At 64.8% G+C, this 19,938-nt stretch carries 24 protein-coding genes; 15 read left to right on the forward strand and 9 right to left on the reverse strand.

Translation table 11 applies throughout. The annotated features are described in order from the left end of the window. Nucleotides 1–6: 6 nt before the first annotated feature. Nucleotides 7–1,806 (forward strand): aminodeoxychorismate synthase component I, encoded by a 1,800-nt coding sequence (pabB, locus tag ACZ5WT_RS05950; RefSeq protein ID WP_464286462.1) that lies wholly within the window; start codon nt 7–9, stop codon nt 1,804–1,806. Beyond that, the gene (pncA, locus tag ACZ5WT_RS05955) at nt 1,803–2,438 is read left to right on the forward strand and encodes a bifunctional nicotinamidase/pyrazinamidase (protein WP_464286463.1); all 636 of its coding nucleotides are present in this window, start codon (nt 1,803–1,805) and stop codon (nt 2,436–2,438) included. Before pabB ends, pncA begins: the two co-directional genes overlap by 4 nt. 47 nt (nt 2,439–2,485) lie before the next feature. On the opposite strand, the gene ACZ5WT_RS05960 is transcribed toward pncA, so the two are convergent. From ACZ5WT_RS05960 to hrcA, 3 genes are all read right to left on the reverse strand, one after another. Further along, nucleotides 2,486–2,704 (reverse strand): DUF6500 family protein, encoded by a 219-nt coding sequence (locus tag ACZ5WT_RS05960; RefSeq protein WP_464286464.1) that lies wholly within the window; start codon nt 2,702–2,704, stop codon nt 2,486–2,488. A 70-nt stretch (nt 2,705–2,774) separates the two neighbouring features. Further along, on the reverse strand, nt 2,775–3,353 hold the full coding sequence (gene grpE, locus ACZ5WT_RS05965) for a nucleotide exchange factor GrpE (RefSeq protein ID WP_464286465.1): 579 nt from the start codon (nt 3,351–3,353) through the stop codon (nt 2,775–2,777). Nucleotides 3,354–3,452: 99 nt separating this feature from the next. Then, complete coding sequence (gene hrcA, locus ACZ5WT_RS05970; RefSeq protein WP_464286466.1) at nt 3,453–4,529, reverse strand: heat-inducible transcriptional repressor HrcA; 1,077 nt, start codon at nt 4,527–4,529, stop codon at nt 3,453–3,455. A 140-nt stretch (nt 4,530–4,669) separates the two neighbouring features. On the opposite strand from hrcA, the gene rph reads away from it, so the two are divergent. The 4 genes from rph to hemW are packed head-to-tail and all read left to right on the forward strand — an operon-like array spanning nt 4,670 to nt 7,347. Beyond that, nucleotides 4,670–5,386 (forward strand): ribonuclease PH, encoded by a 717-nt coding sequence (gene rph / locus ACZ5WT_RS05975; RefSeq protein ID WP_464286467.1) that lies wholly within the window; start codon nt 4,670–4,672, stop codon nt 5,384–5,386. Then, the gene (locus ACZ5WT_RS05980; protein ID WP_464286468.1) at nt 5,383–5,565 is read left to right on the forward strand and encodes a hypothetical protein; all 183 of its coding nucleotides are present in this window, start codon (nt 5,383–5,385) and stop codon (nt 5,563–5,565) included. Before rph ends, ACZ5WT_RS05980 begins: the two co-directional genes overlap by 4 nt. Further along, complete coding sequence (locus ACZ5WT_RS05985) at nt 5,562–6,200, forward strand: non-canonical purine NTP pyrophosphatase (protein ID WP_464286469.1); 639 nt, start codon at nt 5,562–5,564, stop codon at nt 6,198–6,200. The genes ACZ5WT_RS05980 and ACZ5WT_RS05985 overlap by 4 nt, the downstream gene beginning before the upstream one ends. After that, on the forward strand, nt 6,190–7,347 hold the full coding sequence (gene hemW, locus ACZ5WT_RS05990) for a radical SAM family heme chaperone HemW (protein ID WP_464286470.1): 1,158 nt from the start codon (nt 6,190–6,192) through the stop codon (nt 7,345–7,347). The genes ACZ5WT_RS05985 and hemW overlap by 11 nt, the downstream gene beginning before the upstream one ends. Before the next feature lie 8 nt (nt 7,348–7,355). Here the strand turns inward: hemW and ACZ5WT_RS05995 are convergent, their stop codons facing one another. Then, entirely contained in the window at nt 7,356–8,594 is a 1,239-nt protein-coding gene (locus ACZ5WT_RS05995) for a penicillin-binding protein activator (protein WP_464286471.1), read from the reverse strand. Between the two features lie 77 nt (nt 8,595–8,671). Here ACZ5WT_RS05995 and rsmI point away from each other — a divergent pair, with 77 nt between their 5' ends. The 5 genes from rsmI (at nt 8,672) to ACZ5WT_RS06020 (ending at nt 11,998) form a co-directional block, all read left to right on the forward strand. Then, nucleotides 8,672–9,559, forward strand: a complete 888-nt coding sequence (gene rsmI, locus ACZ5WT_RS06000; protein WP_464286472.1) for a 16S rRNA (cytidine(1402)-2'-O)-methyltransferase — start codon at nt 8,672–8,674, stop codon at nt 9,557–9,559. Next, nucleotides 9,528–9,917 (forward strand): YraN family protein, encoded by a 390-nt coding sequence (locus ACZ5WT_RS06005; protein WP_464286473.1) that lies wholly within the window; start codon nt 9,528–9,530, stop codon nt 9,915–9,917. Before rsmI ends, ACZ5WT_RS06005 begins: the two co-directional genes overlap by 32 nt. A 37-nt stretch (nt 9,918–9,954) precedes the next feature. Beyond that, nucleotides 9,955–10,899, forward strand: coding sequence for a glutathione synthase (gshB, locus tag ACZ5WT_RS06010; protein ID WP_464286474.1), 945 nt, complete (start codon nt 9,955–9,957; stop codon nt 10,897–10,899). Beyond that, entirely contained in the window at nt 10,899–11,270 is a 372-nt protein-coding gene (locus ACZ5WT_RS06015; protein WP_464286475.1) for a hypothetical protein, read from the forward strand. The genes gshB and ACZ5WT_RS06015 overlap by 1 nt, the downstream gene beginning before the upstream one ends. Nucleotides 11,271–11,359: 89 nt before the next feature. Beyond that, the gene (locus tag ACZ5WT_RS06020; protein WP_464286476.1) at nt 11,360–11,998 is read left to right on the forward strand and encodes a MarC family protein; all 639 of its coding nucleotides are present in this window, start codon (nt 11,360–11,362) and stop codon (nt 11,996–11,998) included. A gap of 292 nt (nt 11,999–12,290) precedes the next feature. Here ACZ5WT_RS06020 and ACZ5WT_RS06025 read toward each other — a convergent pair whose 3' ends face one another. Then, on the reverse strand, nt 12,291–12,575 hold the full coding sequence (locus ACZ5WT_RS06025; RefSeq protein WP_464286477.1) for a hypothetical protein: 285 nt from the start codon (nt 12,573–12,575) through the stop codon (nt 12,291–12,293). A gap of 189 nt (nt 12,576–12,764) precedes the next feature. Here ACZ5WT_RS06025 and ACZ5WT_RS06030 point away from each other — a divergent pair, with 189 nt between their 5' ends. Next, on the forward strand, nt 12,765–12,971 hold the full coding sequence (locus ACZ5WT_RS06030) for a hypothetical protein (RefSeq protein WP_464286478.1): 207 nt from the start codon (nt 12,765–12,767) through the stop codon (nt 12,969–12,971). Nucleotides 12,972–13,042: 71 nt separating this feature from the next. Then, nucleotides 13,043–13,474, forward strand: coding sequence for a hypothetical protein (locus tag ACZ5WT_RS06035; RefSeq protein ID WP_464286479.1), 432 nt, complete (start codon nt 13,043–13,045; stop codon nt 13,472–13,474). 6 nt (nt 13,475–13,480) lie between these two features. On the opposite strand, the gene ACZ5WT_RS06040 is transcribed toward ACZ5WT_RS06035, so the two are convergent. Then, entirely contained in the window at nt 13,481–14,260 is a 780-nt protein-coding gene (locus tag ACZ5WT_RS06040) for a glycoside hydrolase family 25 protein (protein ID WP_464286480.1), read from the reverse strand. A 239-nt stretch (nt 14,261–14,499) separates the two neighbouring features. Between ACZ5WT_RS06040 and ACZ5WT_RS06045 the strand changes: the two genes are divergently transcribed. Beyond that, nucleotides 14,500–16,023, forward strand: a complete 1,524-nt coding sequence (locus ACZ5WT_RS06045; protein ID WP_464286481.1) for a YifB family Mg chelatase-like AAA ATPase — start codon at nt 14,500–14,502, stop codon at nt 16,021–16,023. Here ACZ5WT_RS06045 and ACZ5WT_RS06050 read toward each other — a convergent pair. Together ACZ5WT_RS06050 and cfa are read right to left on the reverse strand one after the other, a co-directional pair. Beyond that, complete coding sequence (locus ACZ5WT_RS06050; RefSeq protein ID WP_464286482.1) at nt 16,020–16,520, reverse strand: 2-thiouracil desulfurase family protein; 501 nt, start codon at nt 16,518–16,520, stop codon at nt 16,020–16,022. The genes ACZ5WT_RS06045 and ACZ5WT_RS06050 overlap by 4 nt on opposite strands. Nucleotides 16,521–16,590: 70 nt before the next feature. Beyond that, nucleotides 16,591–17,706, reverse strand: coding sequence for a cyclopropane fatty acyl phospholipid synthase (gene cfa, locus ACZ5WT_RS06055; RefSeq protein ID WP_464286483.1), 1,116 nt, complete (start codon nt 17,704–17,706; stop codon nt 16,591–16,593). 134 nt (nt 17,707–17,840) lie between these two features. Between cfa and ACZ5WT_RS06060 the strand changes: the two genes are divergently transcribed. Next, nucleotides 17,841–18,476: a DUF1294 domain-containing protein gene (locus ACZ5WT_RS06060; RefSeq protein WP_464286484.1), complete on the forward strand. Its 636-nt coding sequence runs from the start codon at nt 17,841–17,843 to the stop codon at nt 18,474–18,476. A 91-nt stretch (nt 18,477–18,567) separates the two neighbouring features. Here ACZ5WT_RS06060 and aceA read toward each other — a convergent pair whose 3' ends face one another. Beyond that, nucleotides 18,568–19,851, reverse strand: a complete 1,284-nt coding sequence (gene aceA, locus ACZ5WT_RS06065; RefSeq protein ID WP_464286485.1) for an isocitrate lyase — start codon at nt 19,849–19,851, stop codon at nt 18,568–18,570. Nucleotides 19,852–19,938 lie beyond the last annotated feature (87 nt).

A 19,938-nucleotide genomic window follows, 5' to 3' on the forward strand; every position in this document is an offset into this window, starting at 1 on the left:
GCCGCCATGTTCGCCCCCGGTACTGTTCTGCTGCACGATACGCTCGATCCCGCCGGGGAGAACCTCCTGTTCGCCGCCCCGCGCGAGGTGCTGGTTGCTCATGACGGCCGCGGCGTGCTGCGCGCGCTGGCCCGGCTCGAATCAGCCGCTTCCGAAGGCCTGCATGCCGCCGGTTTTCTGGCTTATGAGGCGGGCTTCGTCTTCGAGGAGCGCCTGGCGCACCTGCTGCCAGAGGACCCGCAGGCGCCCCTGCTCTGGTTTGGTCTCTATGATGCGCCCGAGCGCCTCACCGCCACCGAAGTCGATGTCCGCCTTGCCGCCATAGCCGGCGACCGTACCGGCGCCGCGCTCGATATCGTGCCCCGCGTCGACGAGGCGGCCTATGGCCGGGCCTTCGATACGGTCAAGGCGCTCATCGCGGCCGGCGACACCTATCAGGTCAACCTCACCTTCAAGGCCGATTTCCGTCTCGAAGGTGATCCGGTGGCGCTCTATCGCGAACTGGTGCGCAAGCAGCCTGTGTCCTATGGCGCGCTGATCAATACTGGGGCGCACTGGATCCTGTCGCGCTCGCCCGAGCTCTTCGTCTCGAGCCGCCTCGGCACCCTGCGCGCCCGCCCGATGAAGGGCACGCTCAAGCGCGGCCGGACCCTCGCCGAAGACGAGGCGGGCCGCGCCGCTCTCGCCAGCGACGAAAAGAACCGCGCCGAAAACCTGATGATCGTCGACCTGCTGCGCAACGATCTCAGCCGCATCGCCCGCATCGGCTCGGTTAAGGTCACCGACCTCTTCACCGTCGAAACCTATCGCACGCTCCACACCATGACCTCGGGCATCATCGCCGAAGCCCGTCCCGGCATCGGCCCGCTCGACCTGTTGGAAAACCTCTTCCCCTGCGGCTCGATCACCGGCGCGCCGAAACTGCGCGCCATGGAAATCATCCACCAGGTCGAGGCCGGACCGCGCGGCGTCTATACCGGCTCGATCGGCCACTTCGCCCCCAATGGCGATGTGACGCTCAATGTCGCCATCCGCACCGCCGTCATCGATTCGACCGGCAAAGGCGAGATCGGCATTGGCGGCGGCATCGTCGCCGACAGCGTCGCCGGCGATGAATATCGCGAGGCCCTGCTCAAGATGGCTTTCTTCACCCAGCCGGCCCAGCCCGTCACCCTGATCGAAACCCTGCGCTGGGATCGTGCCACCGGCTATGTTCTGCTCGACCGGCACCTCGATCGGCTGGAGCTTTCGGCCCGCTACTTCCAATTGCCGGAAAATCGCAAGAAAACCGTCAGCATGCTGCAAGACGCTGCTGCAGGCTTCCCGGCCGATACCATGCGCGTCCGCCTGACCCTCGATACCAGTGGCCCGGCGGTGACGGCGGTGGAATTGCCGCCCAACCCGGCTGTGTTCCGCTTCGCTCTCGCGCCGGAAGTGCTTGATTCGCAAAGCCTTTGGCTGCTGCACAAAACCACCAACCGCGCCTTTTACGACGAGCCGCGTCAGCGCGCCCATGCCGCTTTCGGGGTCGATGAGGTGGTGTTCTGCAATGAACGGGGCGAATTGACCGAGGGATCGATCACCAATCTGTTCTTGCAGAAAGATGGCCTGCTTCTGACGCCATCTTTGTCCTCTGGCCTGTTGCCGGGTACGCTCCGCGCCGAGCTGCTGGCGTCAGGCCAGGCGGTCGAACGGGTGCTCACCCCGGCCGATCTCGACGCCGCAGACGCCATCTGGCTCGGCAATTCCGTGCGCGGCCTGCTGCGGGCCGAGCGCGTCATCATCAATCAAGGAGTGCCGTCATGACGATTTCGATCAACCCAACCGACGTCCTGGTCGTTGTCGACATGCAGAACGATTTCCTGCCCGGCGGCAGCCTCGGAGTGACCGGCGGCGACGAAATCGTGCTGCTTATCAATACCTTGGCGCGTCACTTCAGCAATGTCGTGCTGACCCAGGACTGGCATCCGGCCGACCACATTTCCTTCGCCAGCCAGCATCCGGGCAAGGCGCCGTTCGAGACCATCGAGCTCGAATACGGCACCCAGGTGCTCTGGCCCGACCACTGTGTCTGGAACAGCCACGGCGCCGCCATCGCCGCCGACCTCGACATTCCCCACGCCCAGCTGATCCTGCGCAAGGGCTATAATCGCCGGGTGGATTCCTATTCCGGCTTCCAGGAAGCCGACCGCGAAACCCTGACCGGCCTCGCCGGCTATCTCAACGAGCGCGACGTTGGCCGGCTCTATGTCGTTGGCCTGGCTACCGATTTCTGCGTCGGCTGGACTGCCCTCGACGGCATTGCCGGCGGCTTTGATGTCACCGTCATTGAAGACGCCACCCGCGCCATCGACACCGCCGGCTCCCTCGCCCAAGCCTGGACCGACATGGCCGATGCCGGAGTCGAGCGGGTGATGAGCAAGGATATCCTGGGCTAGCCACGAAGGCGTGCCCCAAAGGATTCACGTGAAACCGTGGCCGGCTCTTACGCCCCAGCCTCCAGCAGGGCCTTGATCTTGATGGCTTTTTCGAAGTGGTCGAGCCTGTGGGTCTGGATCCACCAGGTCGCCGCCGCCATCAGCAGGTCCGGGTCGTCATTCCGGTTGGCGAAGAAGGCATAGAACGACAGCCCGACGCCCTCGCCCTTCGCCGCGATCTTGGCATTGCACACGGCGATCGCCTTCTGGCGGAATGCTGGCGTCATCGGATCATACCCCTCAAACAAAAAGGACGCCCCGTGGGACGTCCTTGAATTCTCACGACAATCGCTGGAATTAGGCGCTCTTGTCGATGGCTTCGTCGGCCGGGGCGTGGCTCGGGCCGCCCTTGGCGACGCCAACCATGGCCGGGCGCAGCACGCGCTCGCCGATGGCATAACCCGACTGCACCACCTGCACGATCGTGCCTTCCGGGCGGGTCGGATCGGGAACCTCGAACATCGCCTGGTGCTTGTGCGGGTCGAACTTCTCGCCATCTGCCAGGATCGGGGTCACGCCATGCTTGGCCAAGAGGCGCTGCATTTCGCGTTCGGTCATCTCGATGCCTTCGATCAGCGATTTGACCGTGGCATCTTCCGATTCGCGGGCGCCGGCCGGCAGCATGACCAGCGCGCGGCTCAGCGCGTCGGTGGCGCTCAGCATGTCACGGGCGAAGCCGGCAATGGCATAGCTGCGCGTATCATTGATCTCGCGCTCGTTGCGCTTGCGCAGGTTTTCCATCTCCGCGATGGTCCGCAGCACCCGGTCCTTGAGCTCGGCATTCTCGGCGCGCAAAGCCGCCGTGGGGTCAACCTCGGGCTCGACAGGGGTTTCGACTTCGGGCGTCTCGCCCGACGCGGCGTTCTCGTCGCTCATCATTGTTCTGTTCCGCAATTCTGAATTTGACCCGGATATCGGCCAATACGATGGCTATTTCAAGCCTTGCTCTGTTGCCGGGACAAAGTGCACCAGCAATCACGGGCGTTTGCGCGCCATCATGGCGGTGATCACGTTGGCCGTATAGTCCACCACCGGCACGATGCGGGCATAGTTGAGCCGGGTCGGCCCGATCACCCCCAGCACCCCCACCACCTTGTCATTGGCGTCCTTGTAGGGGGACAGGATCACCGAGGAGCCCGAGAGGGAAAACAGCTTGTTTTCCGAGCCGATGAAGATGCGCACGCCCTGCGCCTTTTCGGCGTCGCCGAGCAGCTCGAGCAGCCCATCCTTGCTTTCCAGCTCATCGAACAGCTGCCGCATGCGCAGCAATTCATCCGAGGCCATCGTGTCGTTGATGAGGTTGGCCCGGCCGCGCACGATCACCGTCGGCTGGCTGGCCGGCGAGGCCTGGGCGAGCGTGGCGATCCCGGCATCCACCAGCTTTTGCGTCAGTTCGTCCAGCTCCGCCCGCTGCTCGGCGCGCTGTTCGGACAGCGTCTTGCGGGCCTCGGCAATGGTGCGGCCCACCACGTGCCGCGCCAGGTAATTGCCCGCCTGGGTCAGCGCCGCCGCGGTCAGCCCGGGCGGAATATCCATGATGCGGTTTTCCAGCTGCCCGTCCTGGCCGACGATGATCGCCATGGCGCGGGTGGCGTCGAGCCGCACGAACTCGATATGGCGCAGCACCATGTCGCTCTTGGTGGCAATCACCACCCCTGCCCCCTGGCTGAGCCCGCTCAGCAGCTGGCTGGCTTCGGTCAGCACGTCTTCTACGAGGCCACTTTGCTGGCCTTCGATGGAATGGGCGATCTGGCTGCGCTCGCTCTCGTTGATGGCGCCCACTTCGAGCATGGCATCGACAAAGAAGCGCAGGCCTTCCTGGGTCGGCGCGCGGCCGGCCGAGGTATGGGGCGCCGCGATCAGGCCGAGGTCTTCGAGGTCCGCCATCACATTGCGCACCGAGGCGGGCGACAGCCCTACCTGCAGCATACGGCTCAAATCGCGCGAGCCCACGGGCGAGCCGGTCTCAAGATATCGGTCGACGATCTTGCGAAAGATGTCCTGGCTGCGGGCGTTCAGCACGCTCAGAAAGTCTTCGGGAGGCTTGACCATGAGGATTTCGATAAAATCGTCCGCTTTAACCGTGTGGCCTCATTTAAGCGCATTGCTGCTTCCCGCCAAGCGTCCGTGTCTTGTGAGGCGGGGCGCATAGGGTTAAGAGCGGGTTAACTGCAATTTTTAGTGGAATCCCCATGCGGCCGTCCGGACGTGAGCCCCATCAGATGCGCGCGGTAACCATCGAGCGCAATGTCGCCCAGAAGGCGGAGGGCTCGTGCCTCGTCTCGTTTGGCAATACCAAGGTGCTGGTCACCGCCTCGGTTGAAACCAGCCTGCCCGGCTGGCTGCGCGGCAAGGGCCAGGGCTGGGTCACCGCCGAATATGGCATGCTGCCCCGCGCCACCGGCAGCCGTACCCGCCGTGAGGCCACGGCCGGCAAGCAGACCGGCCGTACCCAGGAAATCCAGCGCCTGATCGGCCGCTCGCTGCGTGCGGTGGTCGACATGCAACTGCTCGGCGAAAACCAGATCACCGTCGACTGCGACGTGCTGGAGGCCGATGGCGGCACCCGCACCGCCTCGATCACCGGCGCCTATATCGCGCTGGCCGATGCCATCCGCTGGATGGACGAGCGCAAGCTGACCAAGGGCAAGGCGCTGCGCGATTCGGTCGCTGCGGTGTCCTGCGGCATCTATCGCGGCACCCCGGTGCTCGACCTCGATTATCTCGAAGATGTCGAAGCCCATACCGATGCCAATTTTGTGATGACCGGCTCGGGCAAGTTCGTCGAAATCCAGGGCACGGCCGAACAGGTGCCGTTCAGCCGCGATGAGCTCAACAGCCTGATGACGCTGGCCGAGCAGGGCATTGGCGAGCTGACTCTGCTGCAACAGGCGGCGCTGGCGGCATGAAGTTCTTCGGCAAGAAAGTTCCCGTTGTTGACGACGCCCAGCAGGGCATCGTGAAGGACACCGATGCCCGCCCGGCGCAGCGTCTGGCTGCCGTCGAACTGGCGCCGCCCGCGCCCGATTGCGCCATCTGGAACGACATCGTGCGGGCCCTCGACATTGATCCGCGGAGCGCCAAATGATCCCGAAACTGCGTGAAGGCGACCGCCTGGTGCTGGCAACCCACAATGCCGGCAAGCTCAAGGAATTCCAGGAACTGTTCGAGCATTTCGGGCTCGAACTGGTTTCGGCCGGTGACCTCGGCCTGCCCGAGCCGGAAGAAACCGGCACCAGCTTTGCCGAGAATGCCCGCATCAAGGCGCATGCCGCCGCCAAGGGCTCGGGCATGCTGGCGCTGAGCGATGATTCTGGCCTGTGCGTCGATGCGCTCAACGGCGATCCCGGCGTCTACACGGCCGACTGGGCTGGCGTGCCGCGCGATTTCAACCACGCCATGAAGCGCGTGGAAGATGCCCTGCAGGCAGCCAACGCCACCTCGCCCGGCCAGCGCAAGGCCTCGTTCTATGCGACGCTCTGCCTTGCCCATCCCGATGGTCGCGACGTGATCTATGAGGGCCGCTGCGAGGGCACCCTGGTCTGGCCGCCGCGCGGCACCCAGGGCCATGGCTACGATCCCGTCTTCATGCCCGATGGCTATGACATCACGTTCGGCCAGATGCCGCCGGAAATGAAGCATTCCTGGGCTCCCGGCCAAACCGGCCTGAGCCACCGCGCGCGCTCCTTTGCCAAATTCGTCGAGGGCCAGATTGAGCAATAACCCGAATGACATGTTCGGCGTTTACGTGCATTGGCCCTTCTGCGCGGCCAAATGCCCCTATTGCGATTTCAACTCCCACGTTCATCGCGGGCCGTTTGACGAGATCGACTATATCGCCGCCTATGAGCGCGAGATCGCCAATGCTGCCGCGCTGACGCCCGGCCGGCGCGTGCAGTCGATCTTTTTTGGTGGCGGCACGCCCTCGCTGATGAATCCGACCTCCACCGGCCGCATTCTCGATGCCATCGCCAAGAACTGGACGATGGATTCCAACGCCGAAATCACGCTGGAAGCCAATCCGACCAGCGTCGAGGTCGACCGCTTCAAGGGCTATCGCGCAGCCGGGGTCAATCGCGTCTCGCTCGGCGTGCAGTCGCTGCGCGAGGGGCCGCTGGCCGAGCTGGGCCGTCGCCACACGGTCGACGAGGCCATTTCCGCCGTGCGCATCGCCCAGTCGGTGTTCGAGCGCTCGAGCTTCGATCTGATCTATGCACGCCCCAAGCAGACCCTGCATGACTGGGAAGACGAGCTCAAGGAAGCGCTCTGGCTCGCCAAGGGCCATATCAGCCTCTACCAGCTCACCATCGAGCAGGGCACGCGCTACTTCGACCTGCAGCAGGCCGGCAAGCTCAAGCTGCCGGGCGAAGATCTGGGCGCCGACTTCTACGAGATGACCCAGGAGCTGACGGCCGAGGCCGGCATGCCGGCCTACGAGATTTCCAACCACGCCCGCCCAGGCCAGGAAAGCCGTCATAACATGCTCTACTGGCGCTATGGCGAATATGCCGGCATCGGTCCGGGCGCCCACGGGCGGCTGATGATCAACAACCAGCGCCACGCCACCGCCGCCGAAAAGCTGCCCTTCGAATGGCAGAAGAAGGTCGTGGCGCAGGGCCATGGCATGGTGGTCGATGACGTGCTGACCTGGGAAGAACAGGGCGACGAGTTCCTCGTCATGGGCCTGCGCCTCAAGGAAGGCATTTCCCCGGCCCGCTTCACCGCCATTTCCGGCCGCAAGATCTCCGCCCTCCAGATCGACGCGCTCAAGGGCTATGGGTTTGTCGAGACCCTGCCCAACGGCAATATCCGCGTCACCGACAAGGGTTTTCCGGTGCTCGATGCCGTGGTGGCGGACCTGGCGGCCTAAGGCTGCCCCTAAAGCCCCGCCGGCTCGATCACCTGGGCCCCGCCCGGTGCGAGGCGCTTCAGCGCCAGTGCATATTCGCTGCGGCCGTTGCCGAGGAAGCGGAACACCCCGTCGCGGCCGTTGAAGCCCTGGGCGCTGGTCATCAGCGTTGGGTTGTAGGGCGGGCTGGCCATCGAGAGCGTGTTGACGTTGGCGAGTATCGTCGCCGTATAGGCGATGGTCGCGAGCGCATGGGGCTGACCGCCGAACTGGCGCTGATAGTCACCCGCAATCGCCGCCATCCCCGCCGGATCGACCGTGGGGTAGATTGCCCCGGCCAGTGCGGTGGAGCCAGCGATCGCCGGATCGCCCTCCCAGTCAGCGGAGCCGACGACCTGCACCATCTCCCCGGTGACGCCCGCCTGTGCGAGCAGGGCACCGAAGCTCGGCGCGCTGGCGCGTTCGGGCAGGAACAGCGTATCGATCATGCCCTTCTTGATGTCGGGCAGCGCCTGGTTGACGATTCCTTGCGCCTCCCCGGCATTGGAGAACGTATAGACCGCCTGCGGCGAGAACCCGGCGGCAATGGCCTGCTGGCGGAAGGCGGTTTCCATCGCCTGCCCATATTCGGTCGCCGGAAAGACGCCGGCAATGCCCCTGCGCCCCTGCGCCTTGATCCAGCGCAGCGAGCGTTTCATTTCCATTTCCGGCAGCACGCTGAGCAGATAGACGCCCGGACTAGCCGCAGTCGGATTGTTGGAGAAGGCCACCAGCGGCACTCCGGCAGCCCGAGCCACCGAACCGGCGGCCACTACTTGGTCGGCGCGCAATGGCCCCAGGATCAGCTTGGCGCCCTCGCTGACGGCCGCACTGGCCGCTGCGGTCGCGCCACCAACGCTTGGGCCGGTGTCGCGCAGGGTGATGGTGATATTCTCGGCAATATTGGGATTGGCCTCGATGAAGGCGATGGCCAGCTTGCTGGCATTGGCGAGCGACTGGCCGACACTGGCCAGCTCCCCGCTCAGCGGCAGCAGCAGCGCCACCTTGACCGGCCCGCGCCCAAAGCTCTGGCTGGGCCCGCTCGGCTGCAGCATGCCCGGGGTCTGGTTGGGGATCATCTGGCCGCCTTGGCCGGACGGCCCGACCGGGCCGCCAAAGTCCAGCGTGCGCGAGCCGATCTGGAGCGGCGAACAGGCAGACAGCAAAACCAGCAGCGCCACGCCCGCGGCGCGTGCTATGCCATGGCCGATATTTCCGAAAATCCGCATTTTCGGCCTCTCAAAGCTAGCAGTCTGTTAACATCTGCCAGCAATTGCTTAACCAATTCTCAACCTCCGGAATGCGCATGTCGGACTCCAATACGGGTTATTTCATTGCCGGCACGGCCTTTACCGCGCCAACGCTGGCGCCCGGCCTCTATGTCGTCGCCACCCCGATCGGCAACCTGCGCGACATCACGATTCGCGCGCTGGAGACGCTGGCCGCCGCCTCGGTGGTGCTGTGCGAGGATACGCGCCAATCCGCCCGCCTGCTCGATCACTACGGCATCAAGGGCCGCCGGGTGGCGCTGCATGAGCACAATGAGCGCGCCAAGGCCGAGGACATCGTCAATCGTGTCGCCGCGGGCCAGGCCATTGCGCTGATTTCCGATGCCGGAACGCCCCTCCTCTCCGATCCGGGCTTTCCCCTGATTCGGGCCCTTGCCGAAGCGGGCCAGCCGGTCTTTCCCATTCCCGGCGCTTCGGCGCTGCTTTCGGCTCTGGTGGTGGCGGGCCTGCCCACCGATGCCTTCGCCTTCCATGGCTTCCTGCCGCCCAAGGCCGGCGCCCGCTCCAACGCCCTCAAGGCGCTGAGGGATTCACGTGAAACTTTGGTGTTTTACGAGAGCCCGCGCCGGCTCGACGATACGCTTGCCGCCATGGCCGAAGCCTGGGGCGAGCGGCAGGCGGCTGTGGCGCTGGAACTCACCAAGCGCTTCGAGCGGGTGCATCGCGGCACGCTGCCCGCGCTGGCCGCCGAATTTGCCGATAGTGAAACCAAGGGCGAGGCGGTGATCGTGGTGGCCGGGGCCGCCGAGCCCAGCGCGCCCGACGCCGCCGACTGGCAGGCCGCCCTGCTCGCCGCCATGGCCGACCAGCCGCTGCGCGCTGCGGTCGATGCGGTGAGCGAGCGGTTCGGCCTCAAGCGCAAGGAAGTCTATGATGCCGCCCTCGCCCTCAAGGCCGAAAAGTAAGGCCCGCATCGCAGCCTATCTCGGCGGCCAGCGCGGCGAGGCGCTGGCCGGCTGGCTGTTGCGGCTCAAGCTCTACCGCATCGTCGCACGCCGCTACAAAACCCCGGTTGGCGAGATCGACCTGATCGCCGAGCGCTGGGGCGCCACGGTGTTTGTCGAGGTGAAGGCGCGCAGCCGCGCCGCCAGCGAAGCCGAAACGCTCGAGGCGGTAAACCGCAGCCGCATCTCCCGCGCGGCGCAGTATTGGCTGTCCCGCCACCCCGGCAAGGCGGGCACCGCGATGCGCTTCGACGTGATTTTCCTTGCACCCGGCCGATGGCCGCGCCATGTCATCAACGCCTTCGACGTAACCCGGTAACAATCCGGTCGCGCTCCACCAGATCAAAAGGGCCAACATGAAGCTCAAAGTCGCGGTCCAGATGGACCATGTCGCCACCATCAATCCGCGCGGCGATTCCACCTTCGCCATGATGCTCGAGGCCCAGGCGCGTGGCCATGAGCTGCTGCACTATACGCCCGATACGCTGGCCCTGCGCGACAATGTCGTCTCGGCCCTGGCGGCGCCGATCACCGTGTTCGACAAGCCCAAGGGCGAGCATTTCGCGCTGGGCGAAGAGCGCCGGGTGGACCTCTCCACCCAGGACGTGATCCATATGCGCCAGGATCCTCCCTTCGACATGAACTACATCACCCTCACCCACATGCTGGAGCGGCTGCATCCCAAGACCCTGGTGGTCAATCCTCCGGCCGCCGTGCGCAATGCGCCCGAAAAGATCCTCGTTACCGACTTCCCCGAGCTGATGCCGCCCACCCTGGTGACGCGCGATCGCCAGATGATCTACGATTTCCGCAAAGAGCACGGCAACATCATCGTCAAGCCGCTCTACGGCAATGGCGGCGCAGGCGTGTTCTTCATCCAGGAAGGCGACCATAACCTCGCCAGCCTGCTCGAACTGTTCGAGAGCAATTATCGCGAACCCTTCATGATCCAGAAATACCTGCCCGACGTGCGCAAGGGCGACAAGCGGATCATCATCATCGATGGCGAGCCGGTGGCCGGCCTCAACCGCATTCCGGCCGAAGGCGAAGCGCGCTCCAATATGCATGTCGGCGGCCGCCCCGAACTCTCCCCGCTCACCGAGCGCGAACTGGAGATCTGCGCGGCGATCGCGCCGGCGCTCAAGGAGCGCGGCATGATCTTTGTCGGCATCGACGTCATCGGCGACTACCTCACCGAGATCAACGTCACCTCGCCCACCGGCATTCGCGAGATCAAGCGCTTCGGCGGTCCCGACATTGCCGTGATGATCTGGGACGCCATCGAAAAGCGCCGCGCCTGATGTATATCCTCGTCGCGACAGTGCTCGCGGCCATCGGCTGGTTCATCTGGAAGCGCCTTCAGAAGCGCAATGCCATGCTGGGCAAGGCCTATTGGTTCAATTCGGCACTGGTCGCGCTCGGCTATCTCATCTTCCTGGTGGTGGGTGGCTTTGCCACCCGCCTGATGGTTGGGTTCAACAACAATGCCTTGGCCGACCTGCTGCTGGTCGGGTTTTACCTGTGCTGGATCGCCTATGGCGGGCTGTGGGTGGTGCGCCTGCTGCCCACCACCCGAAAGCGCCCCCGCTGGGCCGAGCCGGGCCAGCGCTGGCTCGATGGGCTGGGCGTCGCGGCCCTGATCGGGTTTGCCGTGGCGGCCCGGCTGGTCTGATCCTGCTGCAGGCCCCCGTTGAAGCGCAGGGGGTGGGCAAATCCTGCAGAAACCGCTAGGTCTTGCGGGTCTCCGGGGAAATCAGCTTCATGCCCACTACGATGTTTTTCGTGGCCTTTGCCACCCTGTTCGCCACCGTGGGCGTGGCCGACATCGCCTTCATCTTCGCGGCGCTGACCAAGCATCATTCGCCAAAGCAGCGCTTCGCCTTCGCCACCCGCGGCGTCATCATCGCTGGTGTCATCCTGCTGCTGTTCGCCCTGCTCGGTAGCCCGATCCTGGAAGTCTTTGGTATCACCATCCCGGCCCTGCGCACGGCGGGCGGGCTGCTGCTGTTCCTGATCGCCATGGACATGGTGTTTGCCCGCCATTCCGGCGGCACCGACATCACCAATGAGGAAGAAGTCGAAGCCCGCTCGCGCGACGATATTGCGGTGTTCCCGCTGGCCATGCCGCTGCTGGCCGGCCCCGGCGCCATCAGCGCGGTGATCCTGCTCACCACCGGCGCCAATAACGACCTCGAATTCTGGACCGTGCTGTTCGCCATCGTGGTGATCCTGTTCCTGGCCTGGCTGACGCTTCTGGTCGCCATTCCGGTGCAGCGCCTGCTCGGGGTCACCGGCCTTGCGGTGGTGTCGCGCGTGGTCGGTATCCTCTTGGCGGCGCTGGCGGTGCAGTTCGTCTTCGATGGCGTCAAGGCATCGGGTCTGCTGAGCGGCGGCCTCTGACGGTCTGCCGCATTTGCGCTGAATTTTATCGTTAATCAAAGCTTAACGCAGGCATTGACCCAGAGGGCCAGTCGGCGCATTCAGAGGCCATTCCCTCTGTCGAGGACCGATTCTGATGCGCGTTGCGACCCTAATTTCCCTGATGATCCTGGCCATGCTGGCGGCCAGCTCCACCAATACCACGGCCGCGCGCTCGGAAATCCTGCTGCCCATGCAGAGCGGCCACTAGCCGCTGCGCCATGCAAAAGGCGGCCAGCCTGCGCCAGCCGCCCCAAACCAATCGAAGCGAAGCCTATTTCTTGGCGGTATTGCCCGCGCTTCCCGCGCCCAGGCCGGTGACCGGCTTGGCGGCCGCCAGCTTGTCTTTCTTTGGCTTCTTGGGCTCTTTGTTGCTGCGCATCTGACCTTTGGCCATCTCAACCTCCACGACGCGGGCACGGCGCCCGCTGTGATCGAAGGCTAAACCTGCCCCGAATCGCTGACAAGCGGGCGCGAGGGGTTCCCGCTGATTTGACTTTCCGGCGGGTTCTGCTTTGATGGTGCCATGCGCGCACATGATTTCCAGTATCGCCTGCATCACCGGGTTCGCCTCCTCCGAGGCGTTTGACCTGGTTCGGCCACCTGCGTGTCGCAAGGGCCGGGCCAGGATAAGCACTTCATTCCCTATTGATCCCTGACCCCGCGAGAGCGGGGCGTTTGTCATCGTCCGTATCCTGCCGTCCGTCCGGGCGTCAGCTGCGGCGATGCACTTGCCTGGATAAGTTCTATGACCTTCAAGTATGCCCTCACCATCCCGATCAGCGGCAGCCACAAGCTCAACCGTTTCACCGCCTGGGCCGATTCCGCCCTGCCCGGCCTGGAATACCGCCTGCCGCCGCAGACCCCGATCAAGACCGAGACCATGACGCTGCGCCTGCGCGCCCTCGAAGACCGGGCCCGCATTCTCGAAGCGCTCGCCGTCAGCAAGCCGTAACGCTGCCGGGCGTCGCGATCGCGCATGCGCGACGCCCACCCTGTTCACCCCCTGAATTCGAGGACGCATCCATGCCGACGCCTGCCCAGTTCATCACTACTGATCGCGACTATGCCATCCTGCGCGGACTGGCTTTGGCGCGACCGTCGGGTGAACGCGGCTATTTTGATCTGCTGCGGCACAAGCTGGTGCATTCCGACATCGTGGCGCCCGACGAGATCGAGCGGGGCTTGGTGACGATGAACAGCCAGGTGCGCTACCGGATCGGCGACGGCCCCTGGCTCGAGCACAAGCTGGTGCTGGGTGCGGCCCGCGAGGTGATCGGGCAGACCGTGTCGCTGCGCTCGCTGCCCGGGCTTGCCTTGCTCGGCATGCGCGAACGGCAGGATTACGACTATGACTCCGCCCAGGGGGCCATCACCGTCGATGCGGTGATGTTCCAGCCCGAGGCGGATGCCGAACCGGTGGACTACCCAGCCAACCGGATGTGGCGCAACCGCTAGCCCCGCCTATTTGGCAAACTGGCAGCGGCCGGTCGGCGCCAGCGAGGCAATAGCGCGCGGATCGCACCCGGTCGACAGGAAGGTCAGCCAGTCATTCTGGTTGCCGTAGAAGGCGTTGCGGTCGACTTCCCCGCGCACGCCCCGGACCACGCCGGTCTGCGTCCACTGCCAGAAGGTCCAGGTGCGGTTCTTGTAGCGCTGGTGCGGCTCGGCGGCGGTCGAGCGCAGCCAGAAGGCGTTGGGGAAGTACTCGCCTTCCAGAATGTCGCGGTGGAAGTTCATGTCGGTATAGATGATCGGCAGCTTGCCGGTATGGCGTTCCATCGCCTCGAGCATGACGCGGATCTTTTCCAGCGCATCGGCGCGGTTCGGCTTGGTCTTGCAGCTCGAATGGTTGTTCCACTCCAGATCGAGCACGGGCGGCAGCGCCGAGGGATCATTGGGCACGTTCTGCACGAACCAGGCCGCCTGTTCGGAAGCCAGCGAGCACCAGGTCATGAAGTGATAGGCGCCGCGCGGCATGCCGGCATCGCGCGCCCGCTCCCAGTTCACCCGGAAATTGGGGTCGATATAGTCCTTGCCCTCGGTCGCCTTCATGAAGACGAAATGCGTGCCGGCGGCGCGGGCGGTGTTGAAGTCGACATTTTCCTGGTAACGCGCCACGTCGATCCCCTGGATCGGCATGCCACGGGCGCGGTCAACGCCCGAATGGGGGCGATTGTCGCCCTGAATGGGGCCATACAGCCCTCCCCCCGACGAGCAGGCGACCAGAAGGGCCGCGAGCATGGCCGTAGCGGTGCCCTTTGCGATCGCAGAAAACGAGGGAAAAGGCCGGCTGAGACGCATCGGGCAAGACTCTACGCAAGACGAAATTGAGCCTTTGATTCAACATGAGCGGGTTAACGCCAGATTAGGTTTACCTTTGTGGCAATCAGCGTGGTTAACGCGCCGTATTGCGTTCGCTTTACGTTCTTGTTCGTCGCGGATCTATTTGTTAGTCTCGGTGCGGGCTTGGGGTTGGGGCAATGGTCACGCGCGTTGCGACGGTGGCGTTTCAGGGCATTGATGCGGTGCCTGTCGATGTGCAGGTACAGATCGCGCCGGGCATGCCGCAGTTCATTCTGGTCGGCCTGCCCGACAAGGCGGTCAAGGAATCCGGCGAGCGGGTCCGCGCTGCCCTCGTTGCTTCGGGGCTCGGCCTGCCGCCCAAGCGCATCACCGTCAATCTGGCGCCGGCCGACCTGCCCAAGGAGGGTAGCCATTACGATCTGCCCATCGCGCTGGGCATCATGGCGGCTATCGGCGCCATTCCGCAGGACGCGCTCGATGGCTATCTGGCGCTGGGCGAGCTGGGGCTGGATGGGCGGCTGGCCCATGTCGGCGGCATCCTGCTGGCCGCCATCGCCGCGCAGGGGCGCGACCTCGGCCTGATCTGCGCCGAGCGCTCGGGATCCGAGGCCGCCTGGGCCGGAGAAGGGCTCAATATCGTCGCCGCCGAAAGCCTGCTGGCTCTGGTCAATCACCTGACGGGCCATCAACTGGCCGCCCGCCCGGTGGCGCGCCGCCATGAAACGCAGGCCCGCCTGCCCGATCTCAGCGAGGTACGCGGGCAATTAGTCGCCCGGCGCGCGCTCGAAGTGGCGGCGGCCGGTGGCCACAATATGCTGATGGTGGGGCCACCCGGCGCCGGAAAATCCATGCTGGCGGCCCGCCTGCCCTCGATCCTGCCGCCGCTCAATCCGCGCGAACTGCTTGATATCTCGATGATTCAGTCGATCGCGGGGGAGCTGGTGGGTGGCGCCCTGTCCGACCGGCGGCCGTTCCGCGCGCCGCATCACTCCGCCTCGATGGCCGCGCTGGTGGGTGGTGGCCTGCGGGTGCGCCCCGGCGAGGTGAGCCTGGCGCATAATGGCGTGCTGTTCCTGGACGAGTTGCCCGAATTCGCGCCCAGCGTGCTCGATAGCTTGCGCCAGCCGCTGGAATCGGGCGAAACCGTCATCGCCCGGGCCAATGCCCGGGTCAGCTATCCCAGCCGCGTGCAGCTGATCGCGGCGATGAATCCGTGCAAATGCGGCCTTGCTGGCACGCCCGGCCATACCTGCCGTCGCGGCCGGGCCTGCGCAGATGACTATCAGGGGCGCGTCTCGGGTCCCTTCCTCGATCGCATCGATATCCGCATCGACGTGCCGGCGGTCACCGCCGCCGACATGATCGCCCCTGCCGCCCCCGCGGAAAGTTCGGCCGATGTCGCCGCCCGCGTTGCCGAGGCGCGGCTGCGCCAGCAGCGACGCTTTGCCCAGCACGGCGCGCCTGAGGTTTTCACCAATGCGGCGGCCGGGCCGACGCTGATCGAGCAGCTGGTCAATCCCGACCGGGAAAGCCAGGCCCTGCTGTTGCAGGCGGCCGAACGCTTCAACCTCTCGGCGCGCGCCTATCACCGGGTGCTCAAGGTGGCGCGGACGCTGGCCGATCTGGCCGGTGTGGAACGGGTCAGCCGTCCCCACATCGCCGAAGCGCTGAGCTATCGCCTCAATTTCGGGGCGGCCTAGCCCGCTTCGTCCACAGCCGCCGCCAGCGCCTCGACCTCGCGCTCGGTGAATACCGCAATCCCGTTCTGCCGCAACAATGCGGCGGTTACCCCGGCCGCTTCGTGGCGTCCGCCATCGAACTTGCCATCATAAATGCTCGCACTGCCGCAAGATGGGCTGCCATCGATCAACAGCGCAAAGCGGCAGTCATGCTGGCGCGCCAAGGCAAGGGCCGCCTCGGCGCCGGCGATGAACTGGCCGGTCACATCAGCGCCGGTATTGTCCACCACGCGGCCCGCGCCCGCCAGCACCGCTTCGCCCGAACCGCCATTGGCGATTTCGGCCGGCGGCCGCGGCACAGCAAAGCCGCCGCTGAGCTCGGGACAGATGGCCACCAGCCGGCCGGCTTCGCGCCATAGCGCCACCTGCACGTGGTCCAGCCGCTTGCCCTTGCCATTATAGCGAACCGGCCGCCCCAGCAGGCAGGCGCTGATCAGGATCTTGTCAGTGCTACTCATCGGCGGTCTTCATAGGCCGCTTTGGGCCTGTGCATAAGCCTGTGCAAAAGTGTTTCACGTGAATCCGTCCCTAGCGGATGCTGTCATAGCCCCCGGCCACGCCGCGCGGCGACAGCACGACCTGCCACAGATTGAGGTGCCGCGCCCGGAACAGCGCGGCGAAAATGCTGAGATAATAGCGCCACATGCGGTGGAAGCGTTCGTCATAGCGGCTGGAGAGCTCTGGCCAGGCGGCATCGAAATTGTCGCGCCAGGCCATCAGGGTGCGGTCGTAATAGGCGCCAAAATTGTGCCAGTCCTCCATAACGAAGAGCCCCTCGATGGCTTTGCCGAACTGGGCGATCGAAGGCAGCATGCCATTGGGAAAGATGTATTTGTCGCTCCACGGATCGCCATGGGTGGTCGACCGATTGCCGCCGATCGTGTGCAGCAGCATCAGGCCCTCGGGCTTGAGCAGCTTGGCCGCCTTCTCGAAATAGGCGCGATAATTCTTGTAGCCGACATGCTCGAACATGCCGATCGAGATGACGCGGTCGAATTCGCCGTCAAGCGCCTGATAGTCGAGCAGCCTTGTTTCCACAGGCAGGCCCTCGGTTCGCGCATTGGCCAGCGCCGCCTGTTCCTTTGATACCGTCACCCCAAGCGCGGAGACGCCATAGCGCTCGGCGGCAAACTGCATGAAGCCGCCCCAGCCCGAGCCGATATCGAGAATGCGCATGCCCGGCGCCAGTCCCAGCTTGCGGCAGATCAGGTCGAGCTTGGCCTCCTGCGCCGCATCCAGCGTCGTGGCGTCCTTCCAGTAGCCGCACGAATAGATCATGCGCTTGTCGAGCATGGCGGCGTAGAGGTCGTTGCCGATATCGTAGTGCTTTTCGCCTACCTCGTTGACCCGCAGCCGCTGCATGTTGAGCAGCCGGCCGCGCGCCAGGCTCCAGATTTCGGCGAGATCGCGCGGAAAGGCGTCGTGAATTTCGGCGGTGATCAGCCGGAACAGCATCAGGTCGAGCTCCTGGGCGTCCCACCAGCCATCCATATAGCTTTCGCCCAGGCCCAGCGTGCCGTCCCGCAGCAGGCGCGCCCACAATCTTTCGTCATGCACCTGCGGGTCCCACGCCGCGGGACCGTTGAGAACCACACCGGCCTTGGCGAGTTGGCGATGCACGAAACGCTTGGCGGATTCGGACATGGCAGCACTATCAGCTGATCAGTGATGCCAGCACTCTAGCTCCATCGTTGTTTGACGATCAACTGCAAACTACCATAGGTGAATGCCACGCTGCGCCGGCCACACTGAGTCACGCCCGCGGCAAAGGGTGCAGGATGCGAAGATCAGGCGAACTGGTCCAGTGGAACAACAAGGGCGGTTATGGCTTCGTGCGGGATGACGCCGGCCGGGACTATTACGTCCACGTCTCAAAGCTGAGCGGCAGCGGCCGCCCCCGCATCGGCGATACAATGAGCTTCGAGACGGCCACCGGCCGCAAGGGGCGCCCCTCGGCTATCGATGTGGTGATCACCACCCCGCCCGGCCCGGCGCCAACCCTGCGCGACGTGGTCCATGCCCCGGGCAGAAATGTCTCCCGCTACAAGGTGGGCCTGCGCGTCGCGACTGCGACCATGCTGACTTTGCTGATTCTTTTGGGCATCGCCACTGGTCGTGCTCCGGTCTGGCTGGGCGGCGTCTATGCCATGATGGGCCTGGCTTCGGCGCTGCTCTACCGCTTCGACAAGCTCTATGCCATCGCCGGTTCCTATCGCGTCAGCGAGGCCAATCTACAGCTGGTGGATCTGTGCTTCGGCATTATCGGGGGGCTCGCTGCGCAGGAATTCTACCGCCACAAGACGGTCAAGCCGCGCTTCGTCGCCGCTACCTGGAGCACGGCGCTGCTGCATGTCGTGGGCCTGGCGGCCCTGGCCTTCGGCTGGTTCGATACCCTATTCGGATTTGCCTTTTAGGCCACGTCCTCGCCTTGTGATCGGCAGCAAAAGGCCCCCGGACCAGGTCCGGGAGCCGCGCGTTTGCATGGGGAGGCAAAGAGCCAAAAGATCAGTGGAACTGCGCCGTTTCGGTCGATGCGCCCATTGCCGTTGTAGCGCTCTTGCCTTCGCTCACCGCCATCGAGACTGCATCGAAATAGCTCGTGCCCACTTCGCGCTGGTGCCGCACCGCTGAAAAGCCATGTGCCTCGGCAGCAAATTCGGCCTGCTGCAGGCGGCTGTAACCGGCCATTCCGTCCTGCTTGTAGGCGCGCGCCAGCTCGAACGTCGTCAGGCTCAGATTGTGGAACCCGGCCAGCGTGATGAACTGGTATTTGTAACCCATGGCCGCAATTTCCCGCTGGAACCGCGCCATCGCGCCTTCATCCATGTGGCGCGCCCAGTTGAAGCTCGGCGAGCAATTATAGGCGAGCATCTGCTCGGGATGCACCTTGCGCACCGCCTCGGCGAATTTCCGGGCTTCGGCGAGGTCGGGCGTCGAAGTTTCGCACCAGATCAGGTCCGCATAGGGCGCATAGGCAATGCCGCGTGCAATGGCAGCGTCGATGCCGCCCTTGAGCTGGTAAAAGCCCTCTGCCGTGCGTTCGCCGGTGACGAAGGGCGCGTCATAGGGGTCGATATCCGAGGTGATCAGCCGCGCCGCTTCGGCATCGGTGCGTGCCATGATCAGCGTCGGCACGCCCATCACATCCGCCGCCAGTCGTGCCGCATTGAGCGTGCGGATGAACTGGCTGGTCGGCACCAGTACCTTGCCGCCCAGATGGCCGCATTTCTTCTCGCTGGCCAGCTGGTCCTCGAAATGCACCGCCGCCGCGCCCGCCTCGATCATCGCCTTCATCAACTCAAACACGTTGAGCGCGCCGCCAAACCCGGCCTCGGCGTCGGCGATGATGGGCACGAAGAAGTCGAGATCGGTGGTGGCGATGCCCTCGGCCTGTTCCATGGTCTGGATCTGGTCGGCGCGCTGCAGGGCCTTGTTGATGCGCTTGACCACGCTGGGCACGCTGTCGACCGGATAAAGGCTCTGGTCGGGATACATATTGCCCGAACTATTGGCGTCGGCCGCCACCTGCCAGCCGCTGAGATAGATGGCCTTGAGCCCAGCCTTGACCTGCTGCACCGCTTGGTTGCCGGTAAAGGTGCCGAGCGTCGGCACGAAGTCTTCGGTTTTCAGCAGCTCCCACAGGCGCTTGGCGCCGTTTTCGGCCAGCGTATGGCGGATCGGCAACGAGCCGGAGAGCCGGGCCACATCGGCCTGGCTATAGGTGCGGGCAATATTGCGCCAGCGGTCGGGGGCATAGTCGGGGGTCGGGAAAATCGGCTTGTCGAGCATGGTGTCTCCTCCTGATGGACATGGCTTCGCCGGTCCGTCGGGACGGCTGGCAGTGCTGATGATTCACGTGGAACAAGTAGGGGCTGG

The organism is Devosia sp. T2-14 (genome assembly GCF_055397495.1).